The organism is Agromyces cerinus, assembly GCF_016907835.1.
Classification (GTDB): Bacteria; Actinomycetota; Actinomycetes; order Actinomycetales; family Microbacteriaceae; genus Agromyces; species Agromyces nitratus.
The window spans coordinates 1,957,805-1,980,136 of record NZ_JAFBCT010000001.1 but is presented as its reverse complement, the minus strand read 5'-3'; the positions used below and the strand labels follow the sequence as shown (position 1 = coordinate 1,980,136).

Genomic DNA, 22,332 nt, shown 5'->3' with positions numbered 1-22,332 from the left:
CGTGTCGGTACGCGAGTTCGCCGAACGCGGCGCAGACCTCGAACTCGTCGGCATTCAGAAGCGATTCCCCGGGTTCACCGCGATCGAGGACCTCGATCTCACGATCCCGGCCGGTTCGTTCTTCGCCCTGCTCGGCCCGTCGGGCTGCGGCAAGACGACGACGCTGCGGCTCGTCGCCGGTCTCGAGGAGCCCACGAGCGGTCGCATCCTCATCGGAGGCCGCGACGTCACGGGAACCAAGGCGCATGAGCGCCCGGTCAACACGGTGTTCCAGAGCTACGCGCTCTTCCCGCACATGTCGGTGCTCGAGAACGTCGCGTTCGGACTCAAGCGCCGTCGCATCGGTGACGCGCTCGGCCGTGCGCACGAGGCGCTCCGGCTCGTCGAGCTCGATCACCTCGCCCAGCGCCGTCCGGCACAGCTCTCGGGCGGCCAGCAGCAGCGCGTCGCGCTCGCCCGGGCCATCGTCAACCGCCCGGCGCTGCTCCTCCTCGACGAGCCGCTCGGCGCGCTCGACCTGAAGCTCCGCCGTCAGATGCAGCTCGAGTTGAAGACGATCCAGGAAGAGGTCGGACTCACCTTCCTGCACGTCACGCACGACCAGGAGGAGGCCATGACCATGGCCGACACCGTCGCGGTCATGAACAAGGGCGCGATCGAGCAGATGGGCGCCCCGGCCGAACTCTACGAGTTGCCGCGCACCTCGTTCGTCGCGAACTTCCTGGGCCAGTCGAACCTGTTCACGGGTGACGTCGCCGGCTCGACGGATGCCGCGATCTCGGTCGACATCGCAGGCGCACGGGTGACCGTGCCCGCTGCACGGGCCCAGCGGCACAAGGGCCGCGTCACCGTCGGTGTGCGACCCGAGAAGGTCACCCTGCTCCGGGAAGCGCCGGCCGAGTCATCCGATCACAACGTCCTCGGCCCGGGCCGGATCATCGACGTGTCGTTCTCGGGCGTGAGCACGCAGTACATCGTCGCGATCCCCGAAGCCGGCACCGTCACCGTGTTCGCGCAGAACACCGGTTCGGGTCCCGTCGTCGGCGAAGGCGCCGAGGTGTGGGTCTCGTGGCCGGTCGAGCACGGCTTCGGCCTCGACGACGTGGCCGAGCCGTCGGCGCGGTTCGCCGCCGACGACGACACGACGTCGATCGCCGCGCAGCGCCGTGAGGAGCTCGTCACGGAGCTCGAGGAGGGCTGACCATGGCCTTCGCCGCCTTCCAGACCGCAGAGGTCGTGCCGCAGGCGCCGAGGAAGCGCAGCCGGATCGCCCTGTTCCTGCTGCTTCCCGGTCTGCTCTACCTCGTGCTGTTCTTCATCACGCCGCTCATCTCGCTCCTGCTCACCTCGTTGCAGGCTCCGGCCGAGTTCGGTGACATCGGCCAGTACGACTACGCGTTCAACTGGCAGAACTACGTCACGGTCATGAGCGACTACTGGCCGCACATCGTGCGCTCCTTCGGGTACGCACTCGCGGCCACGGTGTTCGCGCTGATCTTCAGCTACCCGCTCGCCTACTTCATCGGGGTGAAGGCGCGGCGGTGGCCGATGCTGCAGGGGCTCATGCTCGTGCTCGTCATCGCACCGTTCTTCATCAGCTTCCTGCTCCGCACGCTCGCGTGGAAGCAGTTGCTCTCCGATGAGTCCTTCATCATCACGTCGTTGAAGGCGCTCTCGCTCATGGCGCCCGACGCGCACTTCACGGGCACGCCGTTCGCGGTGATCTTCGGTCTCACGTACAACTTCATTCCGTTCATGACCCTGCCGTTGTACACGACGCTCGAGCGGCTCGACCTGCGCTACCTCGAAGCGGGCAGCGACCTGTACGCGAATCCGTTCACGGTCTTCCGCAAGGTCACCATCCCGCTGTCGATGCCGGGCATCGTCGCGGGAACGCTGCTCACGTTCATTCCCGCCGCGGGCGACTACGTGAACGCGAGCCGCGACTTCCTCGGCGGGCCCGACACGCAGATGATGGGCAACGTGATCGAGGCGAACTTCCTCGTGCTGCTGAACTATCCGGCTGCCGCGGCGCTCTCGATCATCCTCATGGCCGCGATCCTCGTGCTCGTCGGCGTCTACGTCAAGCGATCCGGAACGGAGGACCTGCTGTGAGCGGAGAAGTCCAGGCGGCTGCCGTGCTCGGCGGCCTCGGCGAGAGCCAGGAGCTCGATTCGCGGCGTCCCGGAGGGCGGGTGCGCGGGCGTCGACTCGGGCTCGGCGACTGGCTGCTGCCGGCCTACACGATCATCGCGTTCGTGTTCCTGCTCATCCCGATCGCCTACACCTTCGTGTTCTCGTTCAACGATTCCATCAAGTCGAACATCGCCTGGCGCGGGTTCACCTTCGACAAGTGGCTGAACGTCTGCACGGTCGAGGGCGGGGCCGTGTGCGAGGCGTTCGGCAACAGCATCATCATCGGCATCGCCGCCACGGTCATCGCGACGACGCTCGGCACGATGATCGCGATCGCCCTCGTGCGCTACCGGTTCCGTGCCCGAGGTGCGATCAGCCTGCTGCTGTTCCTGCCGATGGCGACGCCCGAGGTCGTGCTCGGTGCCGGGCTCGCGGCGCAGTTCCTCGCGGTCGGCGTCGCGAAGGACATGACGACGATCATCCTGGCGCACACGATGTTCTGCATCAGCTTCGTCGTGGTGACGGTCAAGGCGCGTGTCGCGAGCCTCGACCCGGCGCTCGAAGAGGCGGGCCGCGACCTCTACGGCTCGCCGTCGCAGGTGTTCTGGAGGGTGACGTTCCCGCTGCTGCTTCCCGGCATCGTGGCGGCGGCGCTGCTGTCGTTCGCGCTCAGCTTCGACGACTTCATCATCACGAACTTCAACTCGGGCGCCGTCTCGACGTTCCCGAAGTACATCTACATCTCGGCGTCGCGCGGCATCCCGGCCGAGGCGAACGTCATCGCGTCGGCGGTGTTCCTCTTCGCCCTGGTGCTCGTGATCGTCGCGCAGGTCTCGCGTGCGGCGCGCGCGAAACGGCTCGCGAATCTCGGCTGATCCGACCGTTCGAGAGAGCGGATGCCGCGGCGGGAGTGATCCCGCCGCGGCATCCGTCGTCGTGGTGCATGCTGCCGGCGCGAACGCCGGCGCCGACATCGGCGCTACGCCGACACCGGCGCGTACGCCGCCGTCGGCCCGCGTCGGCTCAGACGGTGGCGCGGATCGAGCCGACGCGCTGCTCGCCGCCCATGACCCACAGGTCGAGCTCGGTCTGCACGGCGTCGATCGCCTCGTGGTCGATCGCGTGCGACTGCGCGAGCAGTCGCAGCGCGATGATCGTCGATGCGCGTGCGGAGCCGTCGAGCACCTTGAGCGCCACGGTCGTGCCGTCGGGCGCCGTCATGACCATGACGCCTTCGGCGCCGATCTTCGCGAAGACGCCGAGCCGTTCGATCGCGACCGTGTCGGGCTGGCCGGGGCCGCCGACGGCCCAAGCATGCTCGCGCACCGCTTCGGTGAGCGCGGCGGCCTCGCGGTACAGCGCGAAGGGCGAGCCCGCGGCGGCGGTGGTGATCTTCTGGATGCCGCGGCCGAGGCCGCCCAGGCTGATCGCGTGCACGGGCGCACCGCAACCGTCGACCGCAGTCGCCGCCGGCCGCTCACCGGTGAAACGCTCGATCACGTCGAGCACGCGCTTCTGCAGTGGGTGGTCGACCTCGAGGTAGCCCTCGAGCGGCCACTCGTTGGCGACGCACGCGAGCAGCATCGCCGAGTGCTTGCCCGAGCAGTTCATGTACACACGCTCGCGCGACCCGCCCGTGCGGATGAGCTGTTCGCGCGCCGTCTGATCGGACGGGGCCGCCGGAGGGCAGCCGAGCGCCGACTCGGGGAGCGATTCACGCTCGAGCAGGCGTCGCACGAGGGCGACGTGCGCTGCGGTGCCCGAGTGGCTCGCGGTGGCGATGGCGGCGTCTTCGCCTCGGAGCGTGACGCCCGAGGTCATGACGGCGACGGCCTGAAACGGCTTCAGGCAGGACCGGGGGAAGATCGGGGTGACCACGTCGCCGAGGGCGCGCAGCACCTCGCCTTCGGGGGAGAGCACGACGGCGGAACCCGCGTGCCGGGACTCGATGAAACCATTACGCTCGACCACGGCGAGTTCGACGGAGTCAGTGACTGAGAATGTGCCGGCCACCTGCACTATCCGAGCGAGGCGAGGGCGTCGTCGAGCACGCGGAGCCCGTCTTCGATGAGCGCGTCGCTCACCGCGAGGCTGGGCAGGAAGCGCAGCACGTTGCCGTAGGTGCCGGCGTTGAGGAAGAGCACCCCCTGCTGCGCGGCGAACGCGACGATCGCCGTGACGGCTTCGGCGTTCGGGGCCTTCGAGGTCTGGCCGGTACCCGGCTGCACGAGTTCGATGGCGATCATCGCGCCCTTGCCGCGGATCTCGCCGATGACGTCGTAACGCGCTGCGAGCTTCTCGAGCCCGGCGCGGAACGTCGCCTCGATGCGCCGGCCCTCGGCGAGGAGGTCGTGCTCCTCGATCGACTCGAACACGGCGATCGCCGCGGCGCACGCGACGGGGTTGCCGCCGAAGGTGCCGCCGAGGCCGCCGGGCTGCGAGGCGTCCATGATCTCGGCGCGGCCGGTGACCGCGGCCAGGGGGAGGCCTCCCGCGATGCCCTTCGCCGAGAGCACGAGGTCGGGCTCCCAGCCGAAGTGCTCGCTCGCGTAGTAGCGGCCGGTGCGGGCCATGCCCGACTGGATCTCGTCGGCGATCATGACGACGCCGTGCTCGGTGCACCACGTCTGCAGGGTCGGCAGGAACCCGTCTGCGGGAACCATGAAGCCGCCCTCGCCCTGAATGGGCTCGACGACGAGGCAGGCGAGGTCGCTCGCCCCGACGACCTTCTCGAGGTAGGCGATCGTGCGGGCCGCGGCGTCTTCGCCGGACAGCCCGTCGCGATAGGGGTACGAGTTCGGCGCGTGGTAGACGTCGCCGGCGAGCGGGCCGAAGCCGGTCGCGTAGGGCATCGCCTTGTAGTTCATCGCCATCGTGAGGTTGGTGCGGCCGTGGTAGGCGTGGTCGAGCACGGCGACGGCACGACGGCCGGTGTGCTTGCGCGCGATCTTGACGCCGTTCTCGACGGCCTCGGCGCCCGAGTTGACGAGCACGCTCTTCTTCTCCCAGTTGCCGGGGGTGTGCTCGGCGAGGAGTTCCGCCACGCGCACGTACTCCTCGTAGGGGGTGATCGTGAAGAGCGTGTGGATGACGTCTTGGAGCTGGTCGGCAGCGGCGGCGACGACGCGCTGCTCGGTGTGGCCGATCGTCGTCACGCCGATGCCGGCACCGAAGTCGACGAACTGGTTGCCGTCGACGTCGACGAGGATCGCGCCGTTCGCGCGCTCGATGTACACGGGCAGCGCCGAGGAGACGCCGGAGGAGACGACCTTCGATCGTCGGGCCTGCAGCTCCTGCGACTTCGGACCGGGAATCGCGGTCACGATCTTGCGCTCCTGCGGCACGGTGTAGACCGGGGCGGCGGCTGTCTGGGCGTCGATGCGGGTATCAGTCATGGTGCCTCCACCCTATCGCCGCGTCACGACCGGCATCGGGCAGAATCGGATGGCGCGGGCCGCGCGCACGATCGGAGGAAGCATGCTCGGCGAACACCGCTACGAGATCGAGGTCGAGTGGCAGGGCGACCGCGGAACCGGCACCTCGGGCTACCGCGACTACGGCCGCCAGCACGTCGTTCGGGCGGCAGGCAAGCTGCACGAGATCGCCGGGTCGAGCGACCGCACCTTCCACGGCGACCGTGAGCGCTGGAACCCCGAGGAGCTGCTGCTCGCTGCGCTGAGCGAGTGCCACATGCTCTCGTACCTGCACGTCGCGACGAACCACGGCGTGGTCGTGCGCGGCTACTCCGATCGGCCCGTCGGGCTCATGCGGGAGGACGGCAGGGGCGGCGGCGCATTCGTCGAGGTCGTGCTGCGACCGCGGATCGAGGTGGCGGACGCCTCGATGCTCGAGCTCGCCGCCGCGCTCCACGTCGAGGCCTCCGCGAAGTGCTTCATCGCAGCATCCGTCAACTTCCCGGTGCGTCACGAACCGGTCGTGACGGTCGGCGCCTCCACCGCCTGAGCCGACGACGCGTCGGCGTCAGTCGGCTTGCAGCCCGACCGGCGGCACGGCCGGCAGAGTGGCCTCGGGGATCGGGCAGGCGTGCCCGCCGACGAGCCTGCTGCACGGCGGCAGGAATCCGGGGTAGCGCTCCGCCTCCGGATCGCCGAACCAGCGGTGCCAGAGCCGCCAGAAGTTCAGGTTGCCGAAGGCCGAGCAGCCGTCGCCGACCTCGGGGTCGGCCACTGCGGCCGGGTTCGGCTGGTACGGCGTGTAGTTGTAGAGGTTGGCCGTGGCCTGGTTGGCGATGGTGACGGATGACGCGCCGCACGCGGCATCCGGATGGAACCCCACATCGACGGCGCCGATGCGGTAGGCGCGGTCGGGCTGCTCGGTGTACTGCCGGAACTGCCAGGCGGCGTTGTAGACCTGGTTGAAGAAGCCGAAGTACTCGGTGTCGCAGTCGGCGGTGTCGGGGCAGCCGTAGCCCGTCGCGCGGAGGTAGCCCGACTCGCTCGGCCGGGTGAGCAGCGACTGCTCCTTCTGCAGCAGCACGAGCAGGGTCTTCGGGCTCACTCCGCATGCCGCGGCGACCTTCGAGACGATGCGGCTCGCACGTTCGCGGATGCCGCCGCGGTACTCGGTGCAGTGCCCCTGGCCCGCGGCGGCCTGGGTCGTGGTGCTCTGCATGTAGTCGGCCAGGCATGGCACGCGGTCCTGCGGCCGGCAGTCGACCCCCTCGAAGAAGGCCTGGATCTCGTCTTCGCTCATCGCGCCGCTGTCGTAGAACGAGTCGTCGCTGACGATGAATCCGGGATCGAACTCGGTCGCCGGTGGGATCGGGAGATCGACGACGTCGGTCGCCTCGACGCGCCCGGCGGCCGCCCGCTGCACGTCGATCGGAGCGCTGCACGCCGCGAGAGCGAGCACGACGGCCACCGTCGCGGTGACGCGGCTGATGATCGAAGCGGGGCGCATCGGACTGACGATACCGGGGCGTGGCGGGGAGCGGCTGGGAATCCGGTCAGATCCGCTCGCGCGGCACGACCCGGTCGGCGAGCTTGGCGAGGGCGCCCTGCGGCGGGGTCTCGTTGTAGACGCCTGCGAGCTCCTGCCCGCTGAGCGCATGGATCGCCGCCATGATCTCGTCGGTCGCGGCACGGCGAGCTCGCCCCGAGGTCGCCTGCCCGTGACGGCTCAGGTCGAGTGGTTCCCCGAAACGAACGGTCACCGGGCGCACCCGGGGCAGCTTCGCGCCGACCGGCTGGATCTCCTCGGTGCCGATGAGGCCCACGGGCACGACCTTGGCGCCCGTCGTCAGCGCGAGCCAGGCCACGCCGGTGCGGCCGCGGTAGAGGCGGCCGTCGAGCGACCGCGTGCCCTCGGGATAGAGGGCGAAGGCGTTGCCGGCATCGAGGATGCGGCGGCCGGCGTCGAGGGCCTCCTGCGCCTGCGAACCGGCACCGCGCTCGACCGCGACGGCGCCGATCGCGCCGAAGAAGGTGCGCGAGACCCAGCCCGAGAACCCGGTGCCGGTGAAGTAGGTCGACTTGGCGAGGAACTGCACCGGTCGCGGCGACGCGAGCGGGATCACGACGCTGTCGACGAACGAGAGGTGGTTCGAGGCGAGGATGACCGGGCCCCGCATGGGCACGTGCTCGGCCCCGGTGATCTTCGGCCGGTAGATGAGTCGCACGAGCGGGCGGAGGAAGCCGCGGACGATGCGGTAGAGCGGGCCCTGCCGCACAGGAGCTGGCACGGCGTCGCCTTCGATCTCTGTCACCGTTCGACCCTACGCGCGGCGACATGCACGGCGCGGCATATCGGATCGGCCCGCGCGTCGAAGTCTTCGGCGCCGTGCGAGAAGATGGGGGCATGGATGTCGCGGCCGAGGGCGAGCTGATCGAGCTCGAGGCCTCCGGCGTGCGTGTCGTGGTGGTGATGCGCGGGCGCCGGGGCCCGGCCGCCGACACCGTGCTGCGCGGGCTGCTCGCGGACAGCACCGGCGTGCCCGCCGACGACGTCGAACTCGTACACGCCTGCGCCGAGTGCGGGGCGCGCCACGGCCGGCCTTCGGTCGCGTACCCGCTCACCCCGTCGGGTGCGACCTGGTACGCCGATGTCGCCGTGTTCGGCGACGCGGTCGTCGGCGCAGCAGCCACGAGGCATCCGGTCGGTGTCGGCATCGAGTCGGCCGCCCTCGAGACGGGCGCCGTCATCGATGAGGCGGCGTTCCACGCGAGCGAGCGGGCAGCGCTCGACCGCTTCGACCCGGCGGGGCGGGCGATCGCCCGTGCGACGCTGTGGGCGCGCAAGTCCGCCCTGCTGCGTGCCGTCGGCCACACCGAGTTCATCGAGCCGTCGAGGCTGGCGCTCACCATGCCGAGCGACGACGGCGGGGTCGGTCGCATCGAGGTGAGCCCGCCCGAGTTCGGTTCCGGATGGCGCGGCATCCGCTTCCACGACATCGACGTGCCCGGAAACCGGGCGGCGACGGTGGCCGTGCTCTCCTGACGTGCCCGTCAGTGTTCCCATGCAGTCGGGCGGCGACGGTGGCCGTGCTCTCCTGACGTGCCCGTCAGTGTTCCCATGCAGTCGGGCGGCGACGGTGGCCGTGCTCTCCTGACGCCCGGCCTCGTGCTCCCATACAGTGGGGATGTGCGCTCCGTCATCATCCTCGGCTCATCCGGTTCGATCGGCACCCAGGCCCTCGACGTCATCAGGGCGAACCCTCGCCGATTCGACGTCGTCGGCCTCGCAGTGGGGTCCAATCGCGCGCTGCTCGAGGCGCAGGCTGCCGAGTTCGGCGTCGAGCACACGGCGGTCGGCATCGAGGAGGCCGAGCAGCTCGTGCGCGAGGTCGACGCCGACGTCGTGCTGAACGGCATCACCGGCTCCGTCGGCCTCGGTCCGACCCTCGCCGCCCTCGAGCGCGGCACCACGCTCGCCCTGGCGAACAAGGAGTCCCTCATCGTGGGCGGCGATCTCGTGACCCGCCTCGCGAAGCCCGGACAGATCGTCCCAGTGGACTCCGAGCACTCGGCGATCGCGCAGGCCCTGCGCTCGGGCACCGACGACGAGGTGCGCCGGCTCGTGCTGACCGCCTCGGGCGGTCCGTTCCGAGGCCGCCGTCGCGACGAGCTCACGGCGGTCACCCCCGCCGAAGCCCTGGCGCACCCCACCTGGGACATGGGCCTCGTCGTGACGACCAACTCGGCGACGCTCGTCAACAAGGGACTCGAGGTGATCGAGGCGCACCTGCTCTTCGACGTCGAGTACGACCGCATCGACGTCGTCGTGCACCCGCAGTCGATCGTGCACTCGATGGTCGAGTTCGTCGACGGCTCGACGATCGCGCAGGCGTCGCCGCCCGACATGCGACTGCCGATCTCCCTCGGCCTCGACTGGCCCAACCGGGTCGCCGCGGCCGGCAAGCCCCTCGACTGGACCCGCGCGCAGGAGTGGACGTTCGAGCCGCTCGACGGCGAGGCGTTCCCCGCGGTCGCGCTCGCCAAGCAGGTGGGACGCGCGGGCGGCGAGTACCCCGCCGTCTTCAACGCGGCCAACGAGGAGGCGGTCACCGCGTTCCACGCCGGTCGCATCGGCTTCCTCGACATCGTCGACACCGTGCGCGACGTGGTCGAACACCACGAGGCATCCGACGCCGCCCTCTCGGTCGCCTCGCTCGCCGAGGCGGAGCGCAGCGCCCGTCGAGCCGCCGAGACCCGCATCGCCCGCATCTCAGGCTGATCCCTCCGGGTTCAGGCGCCGCTCGCCGAGCTCACAGCCGACCGACAGCGCACTCGAAGCCAGCGGCACTACGCTTGCAGCCGTGGATTCCGTGCTCGCCTTCATCATCGGCGTCGTCATCATCGTGATCGGCCTGGCCGTGTCGATCGGCCTGCACGAGATCGGGCACCTGGTGCCGGCGAAGCTCTTCGGCGTCAAGGTCACGCAGTACATGATCGGCTTCGGCCCGACCATCTGGTCGCGCAGGAAGGGCGAGACCGAGTACGGCCTGAAGGCGATTCCGCTCGGCGGCTACATCTCGATGATCGGCATGTTCCCGCCCGCCAAGGGTGAACGCGTGCACGCCGACAGCACCGGTTTCTTCCGCGGGCTCGTGCAGGACGCCCGCGATTCGAGCACCGAGTCGATTACGCCCGGTGACGAGCACCGCGCGTTCTACCTGCTGCCGGTGTGGAAGCGCATCATCGTCATGTTCGGCGGACCGTTCATGAACCTCCTGCTCGCGATCGTGCTCTTCGGCGTGCTGCTCATGGGCTTCGGCGTCGCGCAGGCCTCGACGACCGTCGGCTCGGTCTCGGCGTGCGCGCTGCCCGCCACGAGCGAGCGGCAGACGTGCGAGCCCGGCGACCCGGCGGCTCCGGGCGCCGCGGCCGGCATCGAGCCGGGCGACGTCATCGTCTCGGTCGCCGGCGAGCCGATCGAATCGTGGAACGAGTCGACCGCGATCATCCGTTCGCACCCGGGCGAGCCCGTCGCCTTCGTCGTCGAGCGCGACGGCGAGACCGTCGAGCTCGAGGTCACTCCGATGCTCAGCGAGCGCTACGTGCTCGACGAGAAGGGCCAGATCGCGACGGATGCCTCCGGCGCCCAGTTGACCGAATCGGCCGGGTTCGTCGGCATCGGCGCCGCGACGGAGATCGTGCAGCAGCCGGTGACGGCCGTCCTGCCCGCCGTCGGCGAGAACGTGGCCGGCGTCGCCGGAATCATCCTGAACCTGCCCCAGCGCATCGTCGACGTCGCGAACGCCGCATTCGGGCCCGAGGAGCGCGACCCCAACGGCCCGATGTCGGTGGTCGGCGTCGGCCGCCTCGCCGGCGAGATCGCGACGATCGACGAGATTCCGATCGCCTCGAAGGCCGCCACCATGATCGGCATCCTCGGGTCGCTGAACATCGCGCTCTTCGTCTTCAACCTCATCCCGCTGCTGCCGCTCGACGGCGGGCACATCGCCGGTGCGCTCTGGGAGGGCACCCGGCGTGGGTTCGCCAAGCTCTTCCGGCGCCCCGACCCGGGACCCGTCGACCTCGCGAAGCTCATGCCGGTGACCCTCGCGGTCGTCGTCATCTTCGGCGCCATGAGCGCGCTCCTGATCTACGCCGACATCGTCAAGCCGGTGCAGCTGTTCTGACCGCACCGCTGATCGTCCGCACCACGGCGCGCACCCGCTCGTACTCCGCAGGGAGTAGCGAGTGAGTCTCCGCGGGGCCGATTCGGGCCGGCGGCGCCGGCGATACGATCTGGGGATGCCCGTGTCCCAGTGGGACGGACCGCCGCCGTGGCAGGCATCATGGGGCGGCCGCCCCGAACGATTCCGGCCGCCGCCGGGCTTCGTGCTGCTCGCGCCGGTCGTCATCAGCCTCCTCGTGCAGGTGCCCGCCGCGATCGGCATCGCCGTGTGGACGCAGGTCGGGTGGGCCGCGGGCCTCGGCCAGGTCGCGCTCGCAGCGGCCGGTCCGCTGGCACTGCTCGGTGCACGGCGATACCCGGGACCGACGGTCGCGGTGGTCTCGGCCGCCGCGCTCGCCGACCTCGTGCTGACACCCGACCTCGGGCCGCCGTACATCGCCGTGGCGTTCGCGATCGTGCTCGCCGTCGCGCGCGGCGCCGTCATCTGGGCGGTCACCTCCGTCGTCGTGGCGTGGGTCGCGGCCATCGTGCTGGCCTCGGTGGTCGGCACCACATGGCATCCGTTCCGCATCGCCTTCACGACGCTCGCGCTCGCCGTGTGCTTCGGCATCGGCTGGTTCGTGCGGGTGCGTCGAGCGCGGGCGTCGGCGTTCCGCGCCGAGGCGATGCGGCGCCGTCAGAGCGCCGAGGAGCGCGAGCGCGTGCGCATCGCCCGCGAGCTGCACGATGTCATCGGGCACGCCCTGTCGCAGATCAACGTGCAGGCGAGCGTCGGCCTGCACCTCATGGACCGCGACCCCGAGCAGGCCCGCACGGCGCTCGGCAGCATCAAGGAGACCTCGAAATCGGCGCTCGACGAGGTGCGAACGGTGCTCGGCGTCATCCGCGACGGCGATGCCCCGCTCGTGCCGCAGGCCGAGCTGGCCGAGCTGCCGAGGCTCGTCCGCGGCATCCGCTCGCCCGAACTCGACGCGCAACTCGTCGACCGGCTGTCGGAGCCGCCTCGACGGGCCGTGCAGTTCGCCGGCTATCGCATCGCACAGGAGGCGCTGACCAACGTCGTGCGCCATGCGGGCGCGACACAGGCGATCGTCACCGTCGAGCGTGCGGGTGACGAGTTCGTGCTCATGGTCGATGACGACGGTGCCGGGCGGGTCGTCGTCGCGGGCGCTGACGCCGAGGAGTTCGACGCCGCCGACCACGGCGACGGCAGCGGCATCCTCGGCATGCGCGAGCGCGCCGCCCTCCTCGGCGGCTCGGTCGAGCTGGGCGCATCGCCGCTCGGTGGCACGCGCGTCACCGCGCGTCTCCCGTGGGGAGGGGTGGCATGATCCGCGTCGCGCTCGCCGATGACCAGGTGCTCGTGCGCGCCGGCTTCCGCGCGCTGCTCGCTGCCGAAGACGACGTCGAGGTCGTGGGGGAGGCGTCGAGCGGCAGCGAGCTGCTCGAGCTCGTGCGTCGCGAGCCGGTCGACGTCGTGCTCATGGACATCCGCATGCCCGACGGCGACGGCCTCTGGGCGACCGAGCAGATCGCCGCCGACCCGAAGCTCGCGGGGGTGCACGTGGTCATCGTGACGACCTTCGAGCTCGACGAGTACGTCGCGAGGGCCGTGCGCGCAGGGGCGAGCGGATTCCTCGTCAAGGACACCGAGCCCGTCGACCTGATCCGGGCAGTCCGGGTGGTCGCGAGCGGCGAGGCGCTGCTCTCGCCCGGTGTGACGAAGCGTCTCCTCGAGCGAATGTCGTCGGGACTCAGGGACGCGCCCGACGCGACGCGACTCGCCGCGCTCACCGATCGGGAGCGCGAGGTGCTGCGCCTCGTGGGGCTCGGCATGACGAACGACGAGATCGCCGAACAGCTCGTGCTGAGCCCCCTGACCGCGAAGACGCACGTCTCGCGCATCATGTCGAAGCTCGCCGCCCGCGACCGCGTGCACCTCGTGGTGGTCGCCTACGAATCGGGGCTCGTCGCTCCGGGCTGGCAGTAGCCGCGGCGCGTCCGACTGCTCCCGGGGGAGTAGTCGAAGTGACTCCGCCGGGCGGATTCGCGGAGAGGTCCGGCTCGCGAGACTCGACATCGACGGCCTGAACCGCAGGCCGCACGATCAAGGGACACCTCATGCTCGCCACCCTCGCCACCACCGCGGTGGTCACTCACGCCGGCCCATGGGCGGCCGGGTTCGGATGGGTCTTCTTCCTCATTCCGATCTTCTGGTTCCTCGTCATCGGGCTGATCATCTTCCTGGTCACGCGGAATCGTCGTCGCTACTGGGCGCACGGCGGCCCCGACGGCTCGTACGGCCCGCCGTGGATGCGCACCGGCAGCGCCGAGTCGACCCTCTCCGAGCGGTTCGCGAAGGGCGACATCGACGAGACCGAGTATCGCGCACGCCTCGAGGTGCTGCGCGCGAACCGGCCGAACGCCTCCTGAGCGCGTTTCGAGGGGCGGATGCCGCGGCATCCGCCCCTCGAGTGCGCCGTTGCCGGCCGTCGAGCGCGGCGCTACCGGTCGAGGGCCCGGTGCAGCGCCTCCGCCTGGTGCCGATGGCCGATGGTCTCGTAGCCGACGATGACGACGAGCGGTGCGCACGCGGCGAGCACGATGCCGACCGCCATGCTCGCACCGGCCACGACGGCCAGCACAGAGATGCAGAGCGCCACCATGCTGAGCACGAACAGCAGGATGTGGAACCGGTCGAACTCGCGCAGCAGCAGCGAGTAGATCGTGAAGAGCGCGATGAGGAAGAGGCCGACGGGTACCGCGACCGTGAGCATGGCCGCCACCTCGCCGATGTGGGCGGTCCCATCGATCTCGAACGCCGCGACGTGCAGGCCGGCCCCGGTCGCCGCGATCGACCCGAAGATCACGAGATGGCCGTAGCCCCACACGAAGCCGCGTTCCCTGAACCGGTGCAGTACCTTCGCCGACGGCATCGTGAAGTAGACCCACCACATTCCGAATGCGAGCGCCGTGCCGCCGAAGGCGACGAGCACCGCGTCGACGCTCCATTCGTGCTGCTTCTCGATCACGGCCGAGATCGTGAGGATCGTGCCGAGCACGACCTCGCCGAGCGTGATGATGACGAGCAGGCCGTATCGTTCGGCGATGTGATGGGCGTGCCAGGGCGTACCGCCGATGCGTCGCTCGATCAGGTACGGGCCGAGCAGTTCGAGGGTGCCGAGGAAGGCGAAGAGGCCGAGCATGACGGGCAGCGAGGGGTTGATGAAGATCGTGGTCACCCAGCCGACCTGGATGATGCCGACGACGGTCGCGTAGGCGAGCGCGCTGCGCCGGTGGGAGGGATCGTGGCGGGCGATCCGCAACCAGAGCGCAACGGTGGCGACCCGCATGACGACGTAGCCCGCGACCACCACGCCGTTGTCGAGGTGCTCGCCCTCGTCGATCGAGTGGAACATCGGCGGCAGCCCGAGCGCCAGCACGAGCACGCCCAGCATCTGCACCATGGTCGCGATGCGGAAGAACACGTCGTCATTGTCGTAGGCCGATGCGAGCCACGAGTAGTTGATCCAGGCGAGGCAGATCGCGAACACGGCGATCGTGAACCCGATGATGGCGGGCGCGAAGTGCCCGATCTCGAGCAGGTGGGCGGCTTGCGTGCCCGCCTGGCTGAAGGCGACCACGAAGGTGAGGTCGAACAACAGCTCGAGCGGCGTCGCGGTGCGGTGCGCCTCGTCGGGGTCGCGGCCGACCATGCGCCGAAGCCGGTGGTCGAGCGGCGGGTGAACGGATGCCCCGGCGCCGGCGTCGCTCGCCGAGCCGTGGTCGCTCGTCTGGCGATCGGCCATGCTGCACCCCTCCCGTCGGCGCACGGGCGGCGCCGGTGGCTAATGCTGCCACAGGCGCCGCCCGCCGCGCAGGAGTCCTGACGCGTCGAACGGCGTATCAGCGCGAGAGCAGCAGGGCCTCGCCCTGGCCGCCGCCGCCGCAGAGTGCGACGGCCGCACGGCCCTCGCCGCGGCGGGAGAGCTCGAGCGCGGCGTGCAGGGCGAGTCTCGCACCGGACGCCCCGATGGGGTGGCCGAGGGCGATCGCGCCGCCGTGCACGTTGACGACGTCGGCGGAGACGCCGAGCTCGCGCGCGGATTCGAGCGAGACCGCGGCGAATGCCTCGTTGATCTCGACGAGGTCGAGTTCGGCCGCGGTGCCGCCGGACTTCTCGAGCGCCGCGGCGATCGCGTTGGCGGGCTGGGCGTGCAGCGAGTTGTCGGGGCCGGCGACCTGTCCGGCTGCGCCGACGACTGCGAGCCAGGGGAGTCCGCGGGACTCGGCCCATTCGCGGCTCGCCACGACGACCGCTGCTGCGCCGTCGGAGAGCGGCGAGGAGTTGCCCGCCGTGATCGTGCCCTCGGCGCTGAACGCCGGTCGAAGCCTCGCGAGCACCTCGACGGTTGAGTCGGGGCGCACGCCCTGGTCTTCGGCGACGACCACGGGGTCGCCCTTGCGCTGCGGGATCTCGACCGGCACGATCTCGTCGGCGAAGAGGCCGTCGGCCTGTGCGGCGCCGGCGCGCACGTGGGATGCCGCGGCGACCTCGTCCTGCGCTTCCCGCGTGATCTCGTAGCGGCCGTTGAAGCGCTCGGTGGAGGCGCCCATCGATTCGCGGTCGAAGGCGTCGGTGAGGCCGTCGTGGGCGGCGTGGTCGAGCATCTCCCACGAGCCGTAGGCCTGGCCGCGACGCGAGCCGGGCAGCAGGTGCGGGGCATTCGTCATCGACTCCTGGCCGCCGGCCACGACGACGGATGCCTCGCCGAGGCGGATGAGCCTCGCGGCATCCGTGATGGCGACGAGGCCCGACAGGCAGACCTTGTTGACCGTGGTGGCGGGTACCCGCCACGGGATGCCGGCTGCGACGGCCGACTGCTTCGCGGGGTTCTGGCCGGCACCGGCCTGGAGCACCTGGCCCATGATCACGGCGTCGACGTCGGCGGGGGAGACCCCGGCCTTCTCGAGGGCGCCGCGGATCGCGACGGTGCCGAGCTCGACCGCCGTCCGGTCCGCGAGGTTGCCGTTGATGCGTGCGAACGGCGTGCGCGCGCCCGCGATGATGACGACGTCGGGTAGGGACATGTTCAGGACTCCTTCGTCAGTGCGCGGCTCTTGCGCGATGGAACCATTCTACGATTCAGTTAGTGAGTATTCACCGGAGATTCCACCCGTGAAGCAGCACGTCGACATGGAGGTCGCGAACATGACACTCGACAAGGTGGTCGGGTCCGCTCACGAGGCGGTCGCCGACATCCCGCCAGGAGCCAGTCTCGCCGTGGGAGGATTCGGGCTCTGCGGCATCCCGATGGTGCTGATCCAGGCCCTGCTCGACGCCGGGGTCGACGGGCTCTCCGTCGTCTCGAACAACTGCGGCGTCGACGACTGGGGGCTCGGCGTGCTGCTCGCGAAGCAGCGCATCGCCAAGATGACCTCGTCGTACGTGGGCGAGAACAAGGAGTTCGAGCGGCAGTACCTCTCGGGCGAGCTCGAGCTCGAGCTCACCCCGCAGGGCACCCTCGCCGAGAAGCTGCGGGCGGGCGGCAGCGGCATCGCCGCGTTCTTCACCCAGACCGGTGTCGGCACGCAGGTCGCCGAGGGCGGCTTGCCCCGGCGCTATCACCCCGACGGGTCGATCGCCGTCGCAAGCCCCGTGAAGCCCGTGCAGACGTTCGACGTTGCAGGGGTGCCCCGCGAGTTCGTGCTCGAAGAGGCGATCACGACCGACTACTCGCTCGTGCACGCGCTGAAGGGTGATCGGTACGGCAACCTCGTCTTCGACAAGTCGGCGCGCAACTTCTCGCCGCTCGCGGCGATGGCGGGCCGGGTCTGCATCGCACAGGTCGAGGAGATCGTCGAGCCGGGCGAGCTCGACCCCGATGCCGTGCACCTGCCCGGCATCTACGTCGACCGCATCGTGGTCGTCGGCCACGACATCGAGAAGCGCATCGAACGCCGCACCGTGCGAGAGGGGAACTGAGATGGCACTGACTCGCTTCGAGATGGCCGCCAGGGCCGCCCGTGAGCTCGCCGACGGCTCGTACGTGAACCTCGGCATCGGCCTGCCCACGCTCGTGCCGAACTACGTGCCCGACGGCGTCACGATCCTGCTGCAGTCCGAGAACGGCATCCTCGGCGTCGGCCCGTACCCGACCGACGACGCCGTCGACCCCGATCTCATCAACGCCGGCAAGGAGACGGTGACGGTGCTGCCCGGCGCCGCCTACTTCGACTCGGCGGCGAGCTTCGGCATGATCCGCGGCGGAAAGATCGACGCCGCCATCCTCGGGGCCATGCAGGTCTCCGCCACGGGCGACCTCGCCAACTGGATGATCCCCGGCAAGATGGTGAAGGGCCCGGGCGGCGCGATGGACCTCGTGCACGGCGCCCGCAAGGTGATCGTGCTCATGGAGCACGTCGCGAAAGACGGCTCCGCGAAGATCGTGAACGAGTGCTCGCTGCCGCTCACCGGGCGCGCGGTCGTGCACCGCATCATCACCGACCTCGCCGTCATCGACGTGACGCCCGAGGGTCTGCGGCTCGTCGAGTGCGCGCCCGGCGTGACGGTCGACGAGGTCGTCGCGGCAACCGAGCCGCCGCTCATCACGGACTGAACGGACTCGCGCGCAACGCTCGAAGCGATCGTGGAGCACGCCGTCGACCTGCGCGGGTTCGGTGACCGCGAGACGCTGCCGGTCGATGCCGCCGTGCCGGATCGCTACTCGGATGTCGGCGGCCGCGTCACCGAACCCGAATGATCGACTTGGCCGACCCACCGCATCAGGGCCGACACTGGGGCCCGGAGTTCCCGCCGTGCCCGATACTGTTCGGAGCAACGAAGCGGAGGACCATGAACCATTTCCCGGCAATGCACGGAGCCATTGCGGTCGCAGCGACATTGACGACGGTGTTCGGCGCGCCTCCGACTGTTGAGGAGGACCCGGGATCGAGCGGCGAACCGCCGAGCACCGTTCACCGGTGGGACGGATTCGAGCTGCGGGAGCCGCGATACGGCGGCGTGGCAGCTGACATGGCGCCGTCCCTCTCGCTGCCGAACTTCAGGGTCGTGTTCACGACGGCCGCATCCGGCGACGTCGAGCTCACGACGACCTCGGGTCGCGTCGTCGGTGAATCCTGGTCCGACTTCGCGGCATCGCCCGACGCGGCGAAGAACGGGTTGTGCGTCGAGCGGTACGGCGAGGTCGTCGTCCTGCCGATGACATGTTCCGACGGCACGGTGGAGGATGCCCGGAACTCGATCGAGTTCCAGCCGTCCGACGACGAGACGGTCATCGCGAGCGTCGAAGCGCGACGGGTGCGCATAGCGCCCGGAACCAGACCGGGCCACATCGGGTGAGGAAGAGGACACGACGTTGAACAGACCGGCACTCGTCAGGTGGGTGCTCGCTGCCGTGGCACTGTCGATGACCGCGGCGATGACCGGCTGCATCGGGCCGAGCCCGATGCCCACGGTATCGCCGACGGCGACCGTGGAACCGACGCCGACTTCGACGCCGACGCCGGCGCCTGCGGCCGATCCTCTCGACGGCGTGGTCGCGCTCGTCGCCACCGCCGAGACCCTCGACCTCCGCGATCGCGACGGCGCGCTGGTCGAGCAGTTCCACTACCTCGACCAGCCGGCGGGTGTCATCGATGCGCTCTCGATCGTGTTCGGTGCAGCGCCGGTCGACGAGGAGAGTCCGGGGAGCAATCACACGCCGCCGTCGACATCGCATGTCTGGGGCGACGTCGAGATCGAAGAGCGGCACTACGACGAAGCCCGTCGTGAGGCGGAGTCGATCGGAATGTCGTGGCCTCGGTTCTCCGTGTACTTCGACGCACCGACGTACGACGACGTCGAGCTCACCACACCCTCGGGCTACCAGGCCGGTGACATCCTCGCCGATCTCGCTCCCGGCTTCGATACCGACTGGACGTGCGTGGGACAGGGGGTCGACGTCGTCACCATCGACGAGTACGTGGAATGGCAAGGCGGGAATGTGGAGCGCGAATACGGCGTCGCGCTCGCGAACTGGGACTCGATGGGCGGGCCGCCCGACGGCGTCGACGACGACGACGGCACCGTCATCTGGATCGGCGCGCCCTACGTCGTCGCCGAGGGCTGCGCGTAGCGATCGGCGAGCCGGCGGATGCTACCTCACAGCCGACGACCCTCCGCGCGGAAGTAGACTCGTCTCGTGCCTGCTGTGAATCTCGGAATGCCCAAAGTCCCTGAGGTACTGGCCCCGCGACGCAAGTCCCGCCAGATCAAGGTGGGCAAGGTGCTCGTCGGCGGTGACGCACAGGTGAGCGTGCAGTCGATGACGACGACGCCCACGACGAACATCAACGCCACGCTGCAGCAGATCGCCGAGCTCACGGCATCGGGCTGCGACATCGTGCGTGTCGCCGTGCCGAGCCGCGACGACGCCGAGGCACTGCCGATCATCGCGAAGAAGAGCCAGATCCCGGTCATCGCCGACATCCACTTCCAGCCGAACTACGTGTTCCAGGCGATCGACGCCGGCTGCGCCGCGGTGCGCGTCAACCCCGGCAACATCCGCAAGTTCGACGACAAGGTCGGCGAGATCGCTGCTGCGGCGAAAGCGGCGGGCGTGAGCCTCCGCATCGGCGTGAACGCCGGCTCGCTCGACCCCCGACTGCTCCAGAAGTACGGCAAGGCGACGCCCGAGGCGCTCGTCGAGTCGGCGGTGTGGGAGGCGAGCCTCTTCGAGGAGCACGACTTCCACGACTTCAAGATCTCGGTCAAGCACAACGACCCCATCGTCATGGTCAAGGCCTACCGCCTGCTCGCCGAGCGCGGCGACTGGCCCCTGCACCTCGGCGTGACCGAGGCCGGCCCCGCCTTCCAGGGCACGATCAAGTCCGCCACGGCGTTCGGCATCCTCCTCAGCGAGGGCATCGGCGACACGATCCGCGTCTCTCTGTCGGCCCCGCCGGTCGAGGAGGTCAAGGTGGGCCTGCAGATCCTGCAGTCGCTGAACCTCCGCGAGCGCAAGCTCGAGATCGTCTCGTGCCCGTCGTGCGGTCGCGCGCAGGTCGACGTGTACAAGCTCGCGAACGACGTCACCGACGGACTCGAGGGCATGACCGTGCCGCTTCGCGTGGCCGTCATGGGCTGCGTCGTCAACGGTCCGGGCGAGGCCCGTGAGGCCGACCTCGGCGTCGCATCCGGCAATGGCAAGGGCCAGATCTTCGTGAAGGGCGAGGTCATCAAGACCGTGCCCGAGTCCGAGATCGTCGCGACGCTCATCGAAGAGGCCAACCGCATCGCCGACGAGATGGGCGCCGATGCGCCGGTGGGCACCCCCGAGGTCGTGACCCCGTAGTCGCGGGCGCCGCCCGAGCGTATCGTGGGCGGCAGCGGATGCCCCGGGGCATCCGATCGCGAGAGGAGACCGCGATGAGCGGCGACGGCAGCGAATTCGAGTACCCCGACACGGCGGGCTACCCCGACGGCATGGGCACCCTGCACGAGGGCACCGACGACGGCGCCGACGAGGGCCTCGACGACGGCTCGGACGAGGGTACCGACGATGCGGCGGCGGCGGCGGAGGGCGACCTCGAGGCGTTCGCGCTCGACGACGAGGAGGACGTCGAGGGCGTCTGACGAGCGCCGCGAGCGGCCCGGCAGGTCAGGCGACTCCGGCCGCCCGGAACTCGATCGTGCCCGTGGCGATGTCGGCCGCGAGCAGCTCGACCTCGAGCGAGGTTCCCGCGCGAACCTCGGCGGGCGCCGGACACATCGCGGTGACCGCGGGGTCGGCGAGCTGGAGCACCGCCCGATCGCCCCGCACCTCGAGCACGGTCGCGGTGAACCGCTCGCCGACCCGCGCGCTCAGCAGTGCGGCCTCGACCCGCGCGATCGACTCGGCGTCGAGCCGGCTCGCGCGCTGCGACGAGGCGCCCATGAGCGACGGCAGCTCGCCGAGCGAGGAGCGCGCCCATCCGGGCACCTCGCGCCCGGCGCAGAGCGCCTCGCAGACGACGAGCCCCCAGCGGTCGACGAGACGGCGCAGCGGCGCGGTGACGTGCGCGTACGGCGCCGCGAGCGCGGACTGGATCGGATCGGACGGAACGTCGCCGTCGACGGCGAGATAGCCGGCACCGCGGAAGAGCCCGGACGCCGCCTGCATCACCGCGAGCGAGGCGGGGTCGTCGCGGTCGAGGCCGCGGAGGTATTCGCCGTACGAGATCGACTCGGGCCACGGGCGCCCGAGTGCGTGCGTCTGCGCGCGGAAGGCCGTGACGCGCTCCTCGCTCGGCTTCGGCATGGTGCGGAGCACGCCGATGCGTCCCTCGAGCATGAGCTGCGCGGCCGCCATGCCCGTCATGAGCGACAGCTGCGCGTTCCACTCCTCGACCGGCAGCGGGTGCCGGCGTTCGAGCGAGTAGCCGCCGCCCGCAGTGCGCACGATCTCCTCATCGGGGGAGTTGAGGCTCGCGCCGCCGCGGGCGCGCTCGAGCTCGATGCGCAGCAGCCCGACCTCGCGCAGCAGCGCCAGGGAGGAGTCGCCGTCGCCGGCATCGATGCGGGCCTGTGCCTCGTCGTAGGTGAGCTGTTCGCGCGAGCGCACCGTCGCCCGGCTGAGCCCGGTCGACGTCACCGTTCCCCGCTCGTCGAGTTCGAACGCCCACACGAACGCGCTCCGGTCGGAATCCGGCAGCAGTGACACGCGGTCCTCGCTGAGCACCACGGGGTGCAGCGGCACCCGGCCGTCGGCGGCGTACAGGGTCTGGCCGCGGCGCCGGGCCTCGAGGTCGACTGCCCCGTCCGGGACCACCCAGCCCGGCACATCCGCGATCGCATAGTGCACCAGGAAGCCGGCGGCCCGGCGCTCGATGTGGAGGGCTTGGTCGAGATCGGTCGAACCGGGCGGATCGATCGTGACGAACGCCAGCTCGCGCAGGTCGGTCTCGGGAACCGCCGCACGTGTCGACTCGGCCTCGGCGAGCACCTCGGGCGCGAACGACTCGGGCACGTCCAACTCGGCGCGGAGCTGAGCGAGGGCGACCGCCAGCTCGCTCTGCGCGACGGACTCCGTGACGTGCGTTCTGCGGCTCGGCATG

Annotated in this window: 23 protein-coding genes; 16 read left to right on the top strand and 7 right to left on the bottom strand. The window is 70.3% G+C overall.

Annotated elements, in window-relative coordinates; all coding sequences use genetic code 11:
- The first annotated feature begins 1 nt into the window (after position 1).
- The 3 genes from JOE59_RS09205 (at position 2) to JOE59_RS09195 (ending at position 3,011) form a co-directional block, all read left to right on the top strand.
- Complete coding sequence (locus tag JOE59_RS09205) at positions 2 to 1,201, top strand: ABC transporter ATP-binding protein (protein ID WP_204460009.1); 1,200 nt, start codon at positions 2 to 4, stop codon at positions 1,199 to 1,201.
- A 2-nt stretch (positions 1,202 to 1,203) separates the two neighbouring features.
- Entirely contained in the window at positions 1,204 to 2,115 is a 912-nt protein-coding gene (locus JOE59_RS09200) for an ABC transporter permease (RefSeq protein WP_204460008.1), read from the top strand.
- 80 nt (positions 2,116 to 2,195) lie between these two features.
- On the top strand, positions 2,196 to 3,011 hold the full coding sequence (locus tag JOE59_RS09195) for an ABC transporter permease (protein WP_179552645.1): 816 nt from the start codon (positions 2,196 to 2,198) through the stop codon (positions 3,009 to 3,011).
- Between the two features lie 148 nt (positions 3,012 to 3,159).
- Here JOE59_RS09195 and JOE59_RS09190 read toward each other — a convergent pair whose 3' ends face one another.
- Together JOE59_RS09190 and gabT are read right to left on the bottom strand one after the other, a co-directional pair.
- Positions 3,160 to 4,149, bottom strand: a complete 990-nt coding sequence (locus JOE59_RS09190) for an asparaginase (protein WP_204460007.1) — start codon at positions 4,147 to 4,149, stop codon at positions 3,160 to 3,162.
- A gap of 5 nt (positions 4,150 to 4,154) precedes the next feature.
- On the bottom strand, positions 4,155 to 5,531 hold the full coding sequence (gene gabT, locus JOE59_RS09185; protein ID WP_204460006.1) for a 4-aminobutyrate--2-oxoglutarate transaminase: 1,377 nt from the start codon (positions 5,529 to 5,531) through the stop codon (positions 4,155 to 4,157).
- An 82-nt stretch (positions 5,532 to 5,613) separates the two neighbouring features.
- Between gabT and JOE59_RS09180 the strand changes: the two genes are divergently transcribed.
- On the top strand, positions 5,614 to 6,099 hold the full coding sequence (locus JOE59_RS09180; protein WP_204463329.1) for an OsmC family protein: 486 nt from the start codon (positions 5,614 to 5,616) through the stop codon (positions 6,097 to 6,099).
- A gap of 18 nt (positions 6,100 to 6,117) precedes the next feature.
- On the opposite strand, the gene JOE59_RS09175 is transcribed toward JOE59_RS09180, so the two are convergent.
- Positions 6,118 to 7,056, bottom strand: a complete 939-nt coding sequence (locus tag JOE59_RS09175; protein WP_204460005.1) for a hypothetical protein — start codon at positions 7,054 to 7,056, stop codon at positions 6,118 to 6,120.
- Between the two features lie 46 nt (positions 7,057 to 7,102).
- Positions 7,103 to 7,861, bottom strand: coding sequence for a lysophospholipid acyltransferase family protein (locus JOE59_RS09170; RefSeq protein WP_204460004.1), 759 nt, complete (start codon positions 7,859 to 7,861; stop codon positions 7,103 to 7,105).
- 92 nt (positions 7,862 to 7,953) lie between these two features.
- Between JOE59_RS09170 and JOE59_RS09165 the strand changes: the two genes are divergently transcribed.
- The 6 genes from JOE59_RS09165 (at position 7,954) to JOE59_RS09140 (ending at position 13,668) form a co-directional block, all read left to right on the top strand.
- A complete protein-coding gene (locus tag JOE59_RS09165; RefSeq protein WP_204460002.1) occupies positions 7,954 to 8,592 on the top strand; it encodes a 4'-phosphopantetheinyl transferase family protein in 639 nt (212 codons plus the stop codon).
- 144 nt (positions 8,593 to 8,736) lie between these two features.
- Positions 8,737 to 9,828 (top strand): 1-deoxy-D-xylulose-5-phosphate reductoisomerase, encoded by a 1,092-nt coding sequence (gene dxr / locus JOE59_RS09160; RefSeq protein ID WP_204460000.1) that lies wholly within the window; start codon positions 8,737 to 8,739, stop codon positions 9,826 to 9,828.
- An 82-nt stretch (positions 9,829 to 9,910) separates the two neighbouring features.
- A complete protein-coding gene (locus JOE59_RS09155) occupies positions 9,911 to 11,236 on the top strand; it encodes a M50 family metallopeptidase (RefSeq protein ID WP_204459998.1) in 1,326 nt (441 codons plus the stop codon).
- 115 nt (positions 11,237 to 11,351) lie between these two features.
- Positions 11,352 to 12,566, top strand: coding sequence for a sensor histidine kinase (locus JOE59_RS09150; RefSeq protein WP_204459996.1), 1,215 nt, complete (start codon positions 11,352 to 11,354; stop codon positions 12,564 to 12,566).
- A complete protein-coding gene (locus JOE59_RS09145; RefSeq protein ID WP_204459994.1) occupies positions 12,563 to 13,225 on the top strand; it encodes a response regulator transcription factor in 663 nt (220 codons plus the stop codon). Before JOE59_RS09150 ends, JOE59_RS09145 begins: the two co-directional genes overlap by 4 nt.
- A 131-nt stretch (positions 13,226 to 13,356) precedes the next feature.
- Positions 13,357 to 13,668, top strand: a complete 312-nt coding sequence (locus tag JOE59_RS09140) for an SHOCT domain-containing protein (RefSeq protein WP_204459992.1) — start codon at positions 13,357 to 13,359, stop codon at positions 13,666 to 13,668.
- 71 nt (positions 13,669 to 13,739) lie between these two features.
- Here the strand turns inward: JOE59_RS09140 and JOE59_RS09135 are convergent, their stop codons facing one another.
- Together JOE59_RS09135 and JOE59_RS09130 are read right to left on the bottom strand one after the other, a co-directional pair.
- The gene (locus tag JOE59_RS09135) at positions 13,740 to 15,044 is read right to left on the bottom strand and encodes a low temperature requirement protein A (RefSeq protein WP_239560176.1); all 1,305 of its coding nucleotides are present in this window, start codon (positions 15,042 to 15,044) and stop codon (positions 13,740 to 13,742) included.
- Positions 15,045 to 15,141: 97 nt separating this feature from the next.
- Complete coding sequence (locus tag JOE59_RS09130) at positions 15,142 to 16,326, bottom strand: acetyl-CoA C-acetyltransferase (protein ID WP_204459990.1); 1,185 nt, start codon at positions 16,324 to 16,326, stop codon at positions 15,142 to 15,144.
- A gap of 121 nt (positions 16,327 to 16,447) precedes the next feature.
- Between JOE59_RS09130 and JOE59_RS09125 the strand changes: the two genes are divergently transcribed.
- From JOE59_RS09125 to JOE59_RS09100, 6 genes are all read left to right on the top strand, one after another.
- Entirely contained in the window at positions 16,448 to 17,221 is a 774-nt protein-coding gene (locus tag JOE59_RS09125; RefSeq protein ID WP_204463327.1) for a CoA transferase subunit A, read from the top strand.
- Between the two features lies 1 nt (position 17,222).
- On the top strand, positions 17,223 to 17,855 hold the full coding sequence (locus JOE59_RS09120) for a CoA transferase subunit B (protein WP_204459987.1): 633 nt from the start codon (positions 17,223 to 17,225) through the stop codon (positions 17,853 to 17,855).
- Between the two features lie 416 nt (positions 17,856 to 18,271).
- The gene (locus tag JOE59_RS09115; RefSeq protein ID WP_204459985.1) at positions 18,272 to 18,598 is read left to right on the top strand and encodes a hypothetical protein; all 327 of its coding nucleotides are present in this window, start codon (positions 18,272 to 18,274) and stop codon (positions 18,596 to 18,598) included.
- A 16-nt stretch (positions 18,599 to 18,614) separates the two neighbouring features.
- On the top strand, positions 18,615 to 19,373 hold the full coding sequence (locus JOE59_RS09110; protein WP_204459983.1) for a hypothetical protein: 759 nt from the start codon (positions 18,615 to 18,617) through the stop codon (positions 19,371 to 19,373).
- A gap of 87 nt (positions 19,374 to 19,460) precedes the next feature.
- Positions 19,461 to 20,591, top strand: coding sequence for a flavodoxin-dependent (E)-4-hydroxy-3-methylbut-2-enyl-diphosphate synthase (gene ispG, locus JOE59_RS09105; protein ID WP_179549697.1), 1,131 nt, complete (start codon positions 19,461 to 19,463; stop codon positions 20,589 to 20,591).
- Between the two features lie 74 nt (positions 20,592 to 20,665).
- Positions 20,666 to 20,872, top strand: a complete 207-nt coding sequence (locus tag JOE59_RS09100; protein ID WP_204459981.1) for a hypothetical protein — start codon at positions 20,666 to 20,668, stop codon at positions 20,870 to 20,872.
- A gap of 25 nt (positions 20,873 to 20,897) precedes the next feature.
- Here the strand turns inward: JOE59_RS09100 and JOE59_RS09095 are convergent, their stop codons facing one another.
- Entirely contained in the window at positions 20,898 to 22,331 is a 1,434-nt protein-coding gene (locus JOE59_RS09095) for an RNB domain-containing ribonuclease (protein ID WP_204459980.1), read from the bottom strand.
- Between the last annotated feature and the right edge of the window lies 1 nt (position 22,332).

Coding starts and splice junctions, on each gene's coding strand:
- JOE59_RS09200 (WP_204460008.1), top strand. CDS start 1,204: ATGGCCTTCGCCGCCTTCCAGACCGCAGAGGTCGTGCCGCAGGCGCCG.
- gabT (WP_204460006.1), bottom strand. CDS start 5,531: ATGACTGATACCCGCATCGACGCCCAGACAGCCGCCGCCCCGGTCTAC.
- JOE59_RS09180 (WP_204463329.1), top strand. CDS start 5,614: ATGCTCGGCGAACACCGCTACGAGATCGAGGTCGAGTGGCAGGGCGAC.
- JOE59_RS09175 (WP_204460005.1), bottom strand. CDS start 7,056: ATGCGCCCCGCTTCGATCATCAGCCGCGTCACCGCGACGGTGGCCGTC.
- JOE59_RS09165 (WP_204460002.1), top strand. CDS start 7,954: ATGGATGTCGCGGCCGAGGGCGAGCTGATCGAGCTCGAGGCCTCCGGC.
- JOE59_RS09150 (WP_204459996.1), top strand. CDS start 11,352: ATGCCCGTGTCCCAGTGGGACGGACCGCCGCCGTGGCAGGCATCATGG.
- JOE59_RS09145 (WP_204459994.1), top strand. CDS start 12,563: ATGATCCGCGTCGCGCTCGCCGATGACCAGGTGCTCGTGCGCGCCGGC.
- JOE59_RS09140 (WP_204459992.1), top strand. CDS start 13,357: ATGCTCGCCACCCTCGCCACCACCGCGGTGGTCACTCACGCCGGCCCA.
- JOE59_RS09135 (WP_239560176.1), bottom strand. CDS start 15,044: ATGGCCGATCGCCAGACGAGCGACCACGGCTCGGCGAGCGACGCCGGC.
- JOE59_RS09130 (WP_204459990.1), bottom strand. CDS start 16,326: ATGTCCCTACCCGACGTCGTCATCATCGCGGGCGCGCGCACGCCGTTC.
- JOE59_RS09125 (WP_204463327.1), top strand. CDS start 16,448: ATGACACTCGACAAGGTGGTCGGGTCCGCTCACGAGGCGGTCGCCGAC.
- JOE59_RS09120 (WP_204459987.1), top strand. CDS start 17,223: ATGGCACTGACTCGCTTCGAGATGGCCGCCAGGGCCGCCCGTGAGCTC.
- JOE59_RS09115 (WP_204459985.1), top strand. CDS start 18,272: ATGGCGCCGTCCCTCTCGCTGCCGAACTTCAGGGTCGTGTTCACGACG.
- ispG (WP_179549697.1), top strand. CDS start 19,461: ATGCCCAAAGTCCCTGAGGTACTGGCCCCGCGACGCAAGTCCCGCCAG.
- JOE59_RS09100 (WP_204459981.1), top strand. CDS start 20,666: ATGAGCGGCGACGGCAGCGAATTCGAGTACCCCGACACGGCGGGCTAC.
- JOE59_RS09095 (WP_204459980.1), bottom strand. CDS start 22,331: ATGCCGAGCCGCAGAACGCACGTCACGGAGTCCGTCGCGCAGAGCGAG.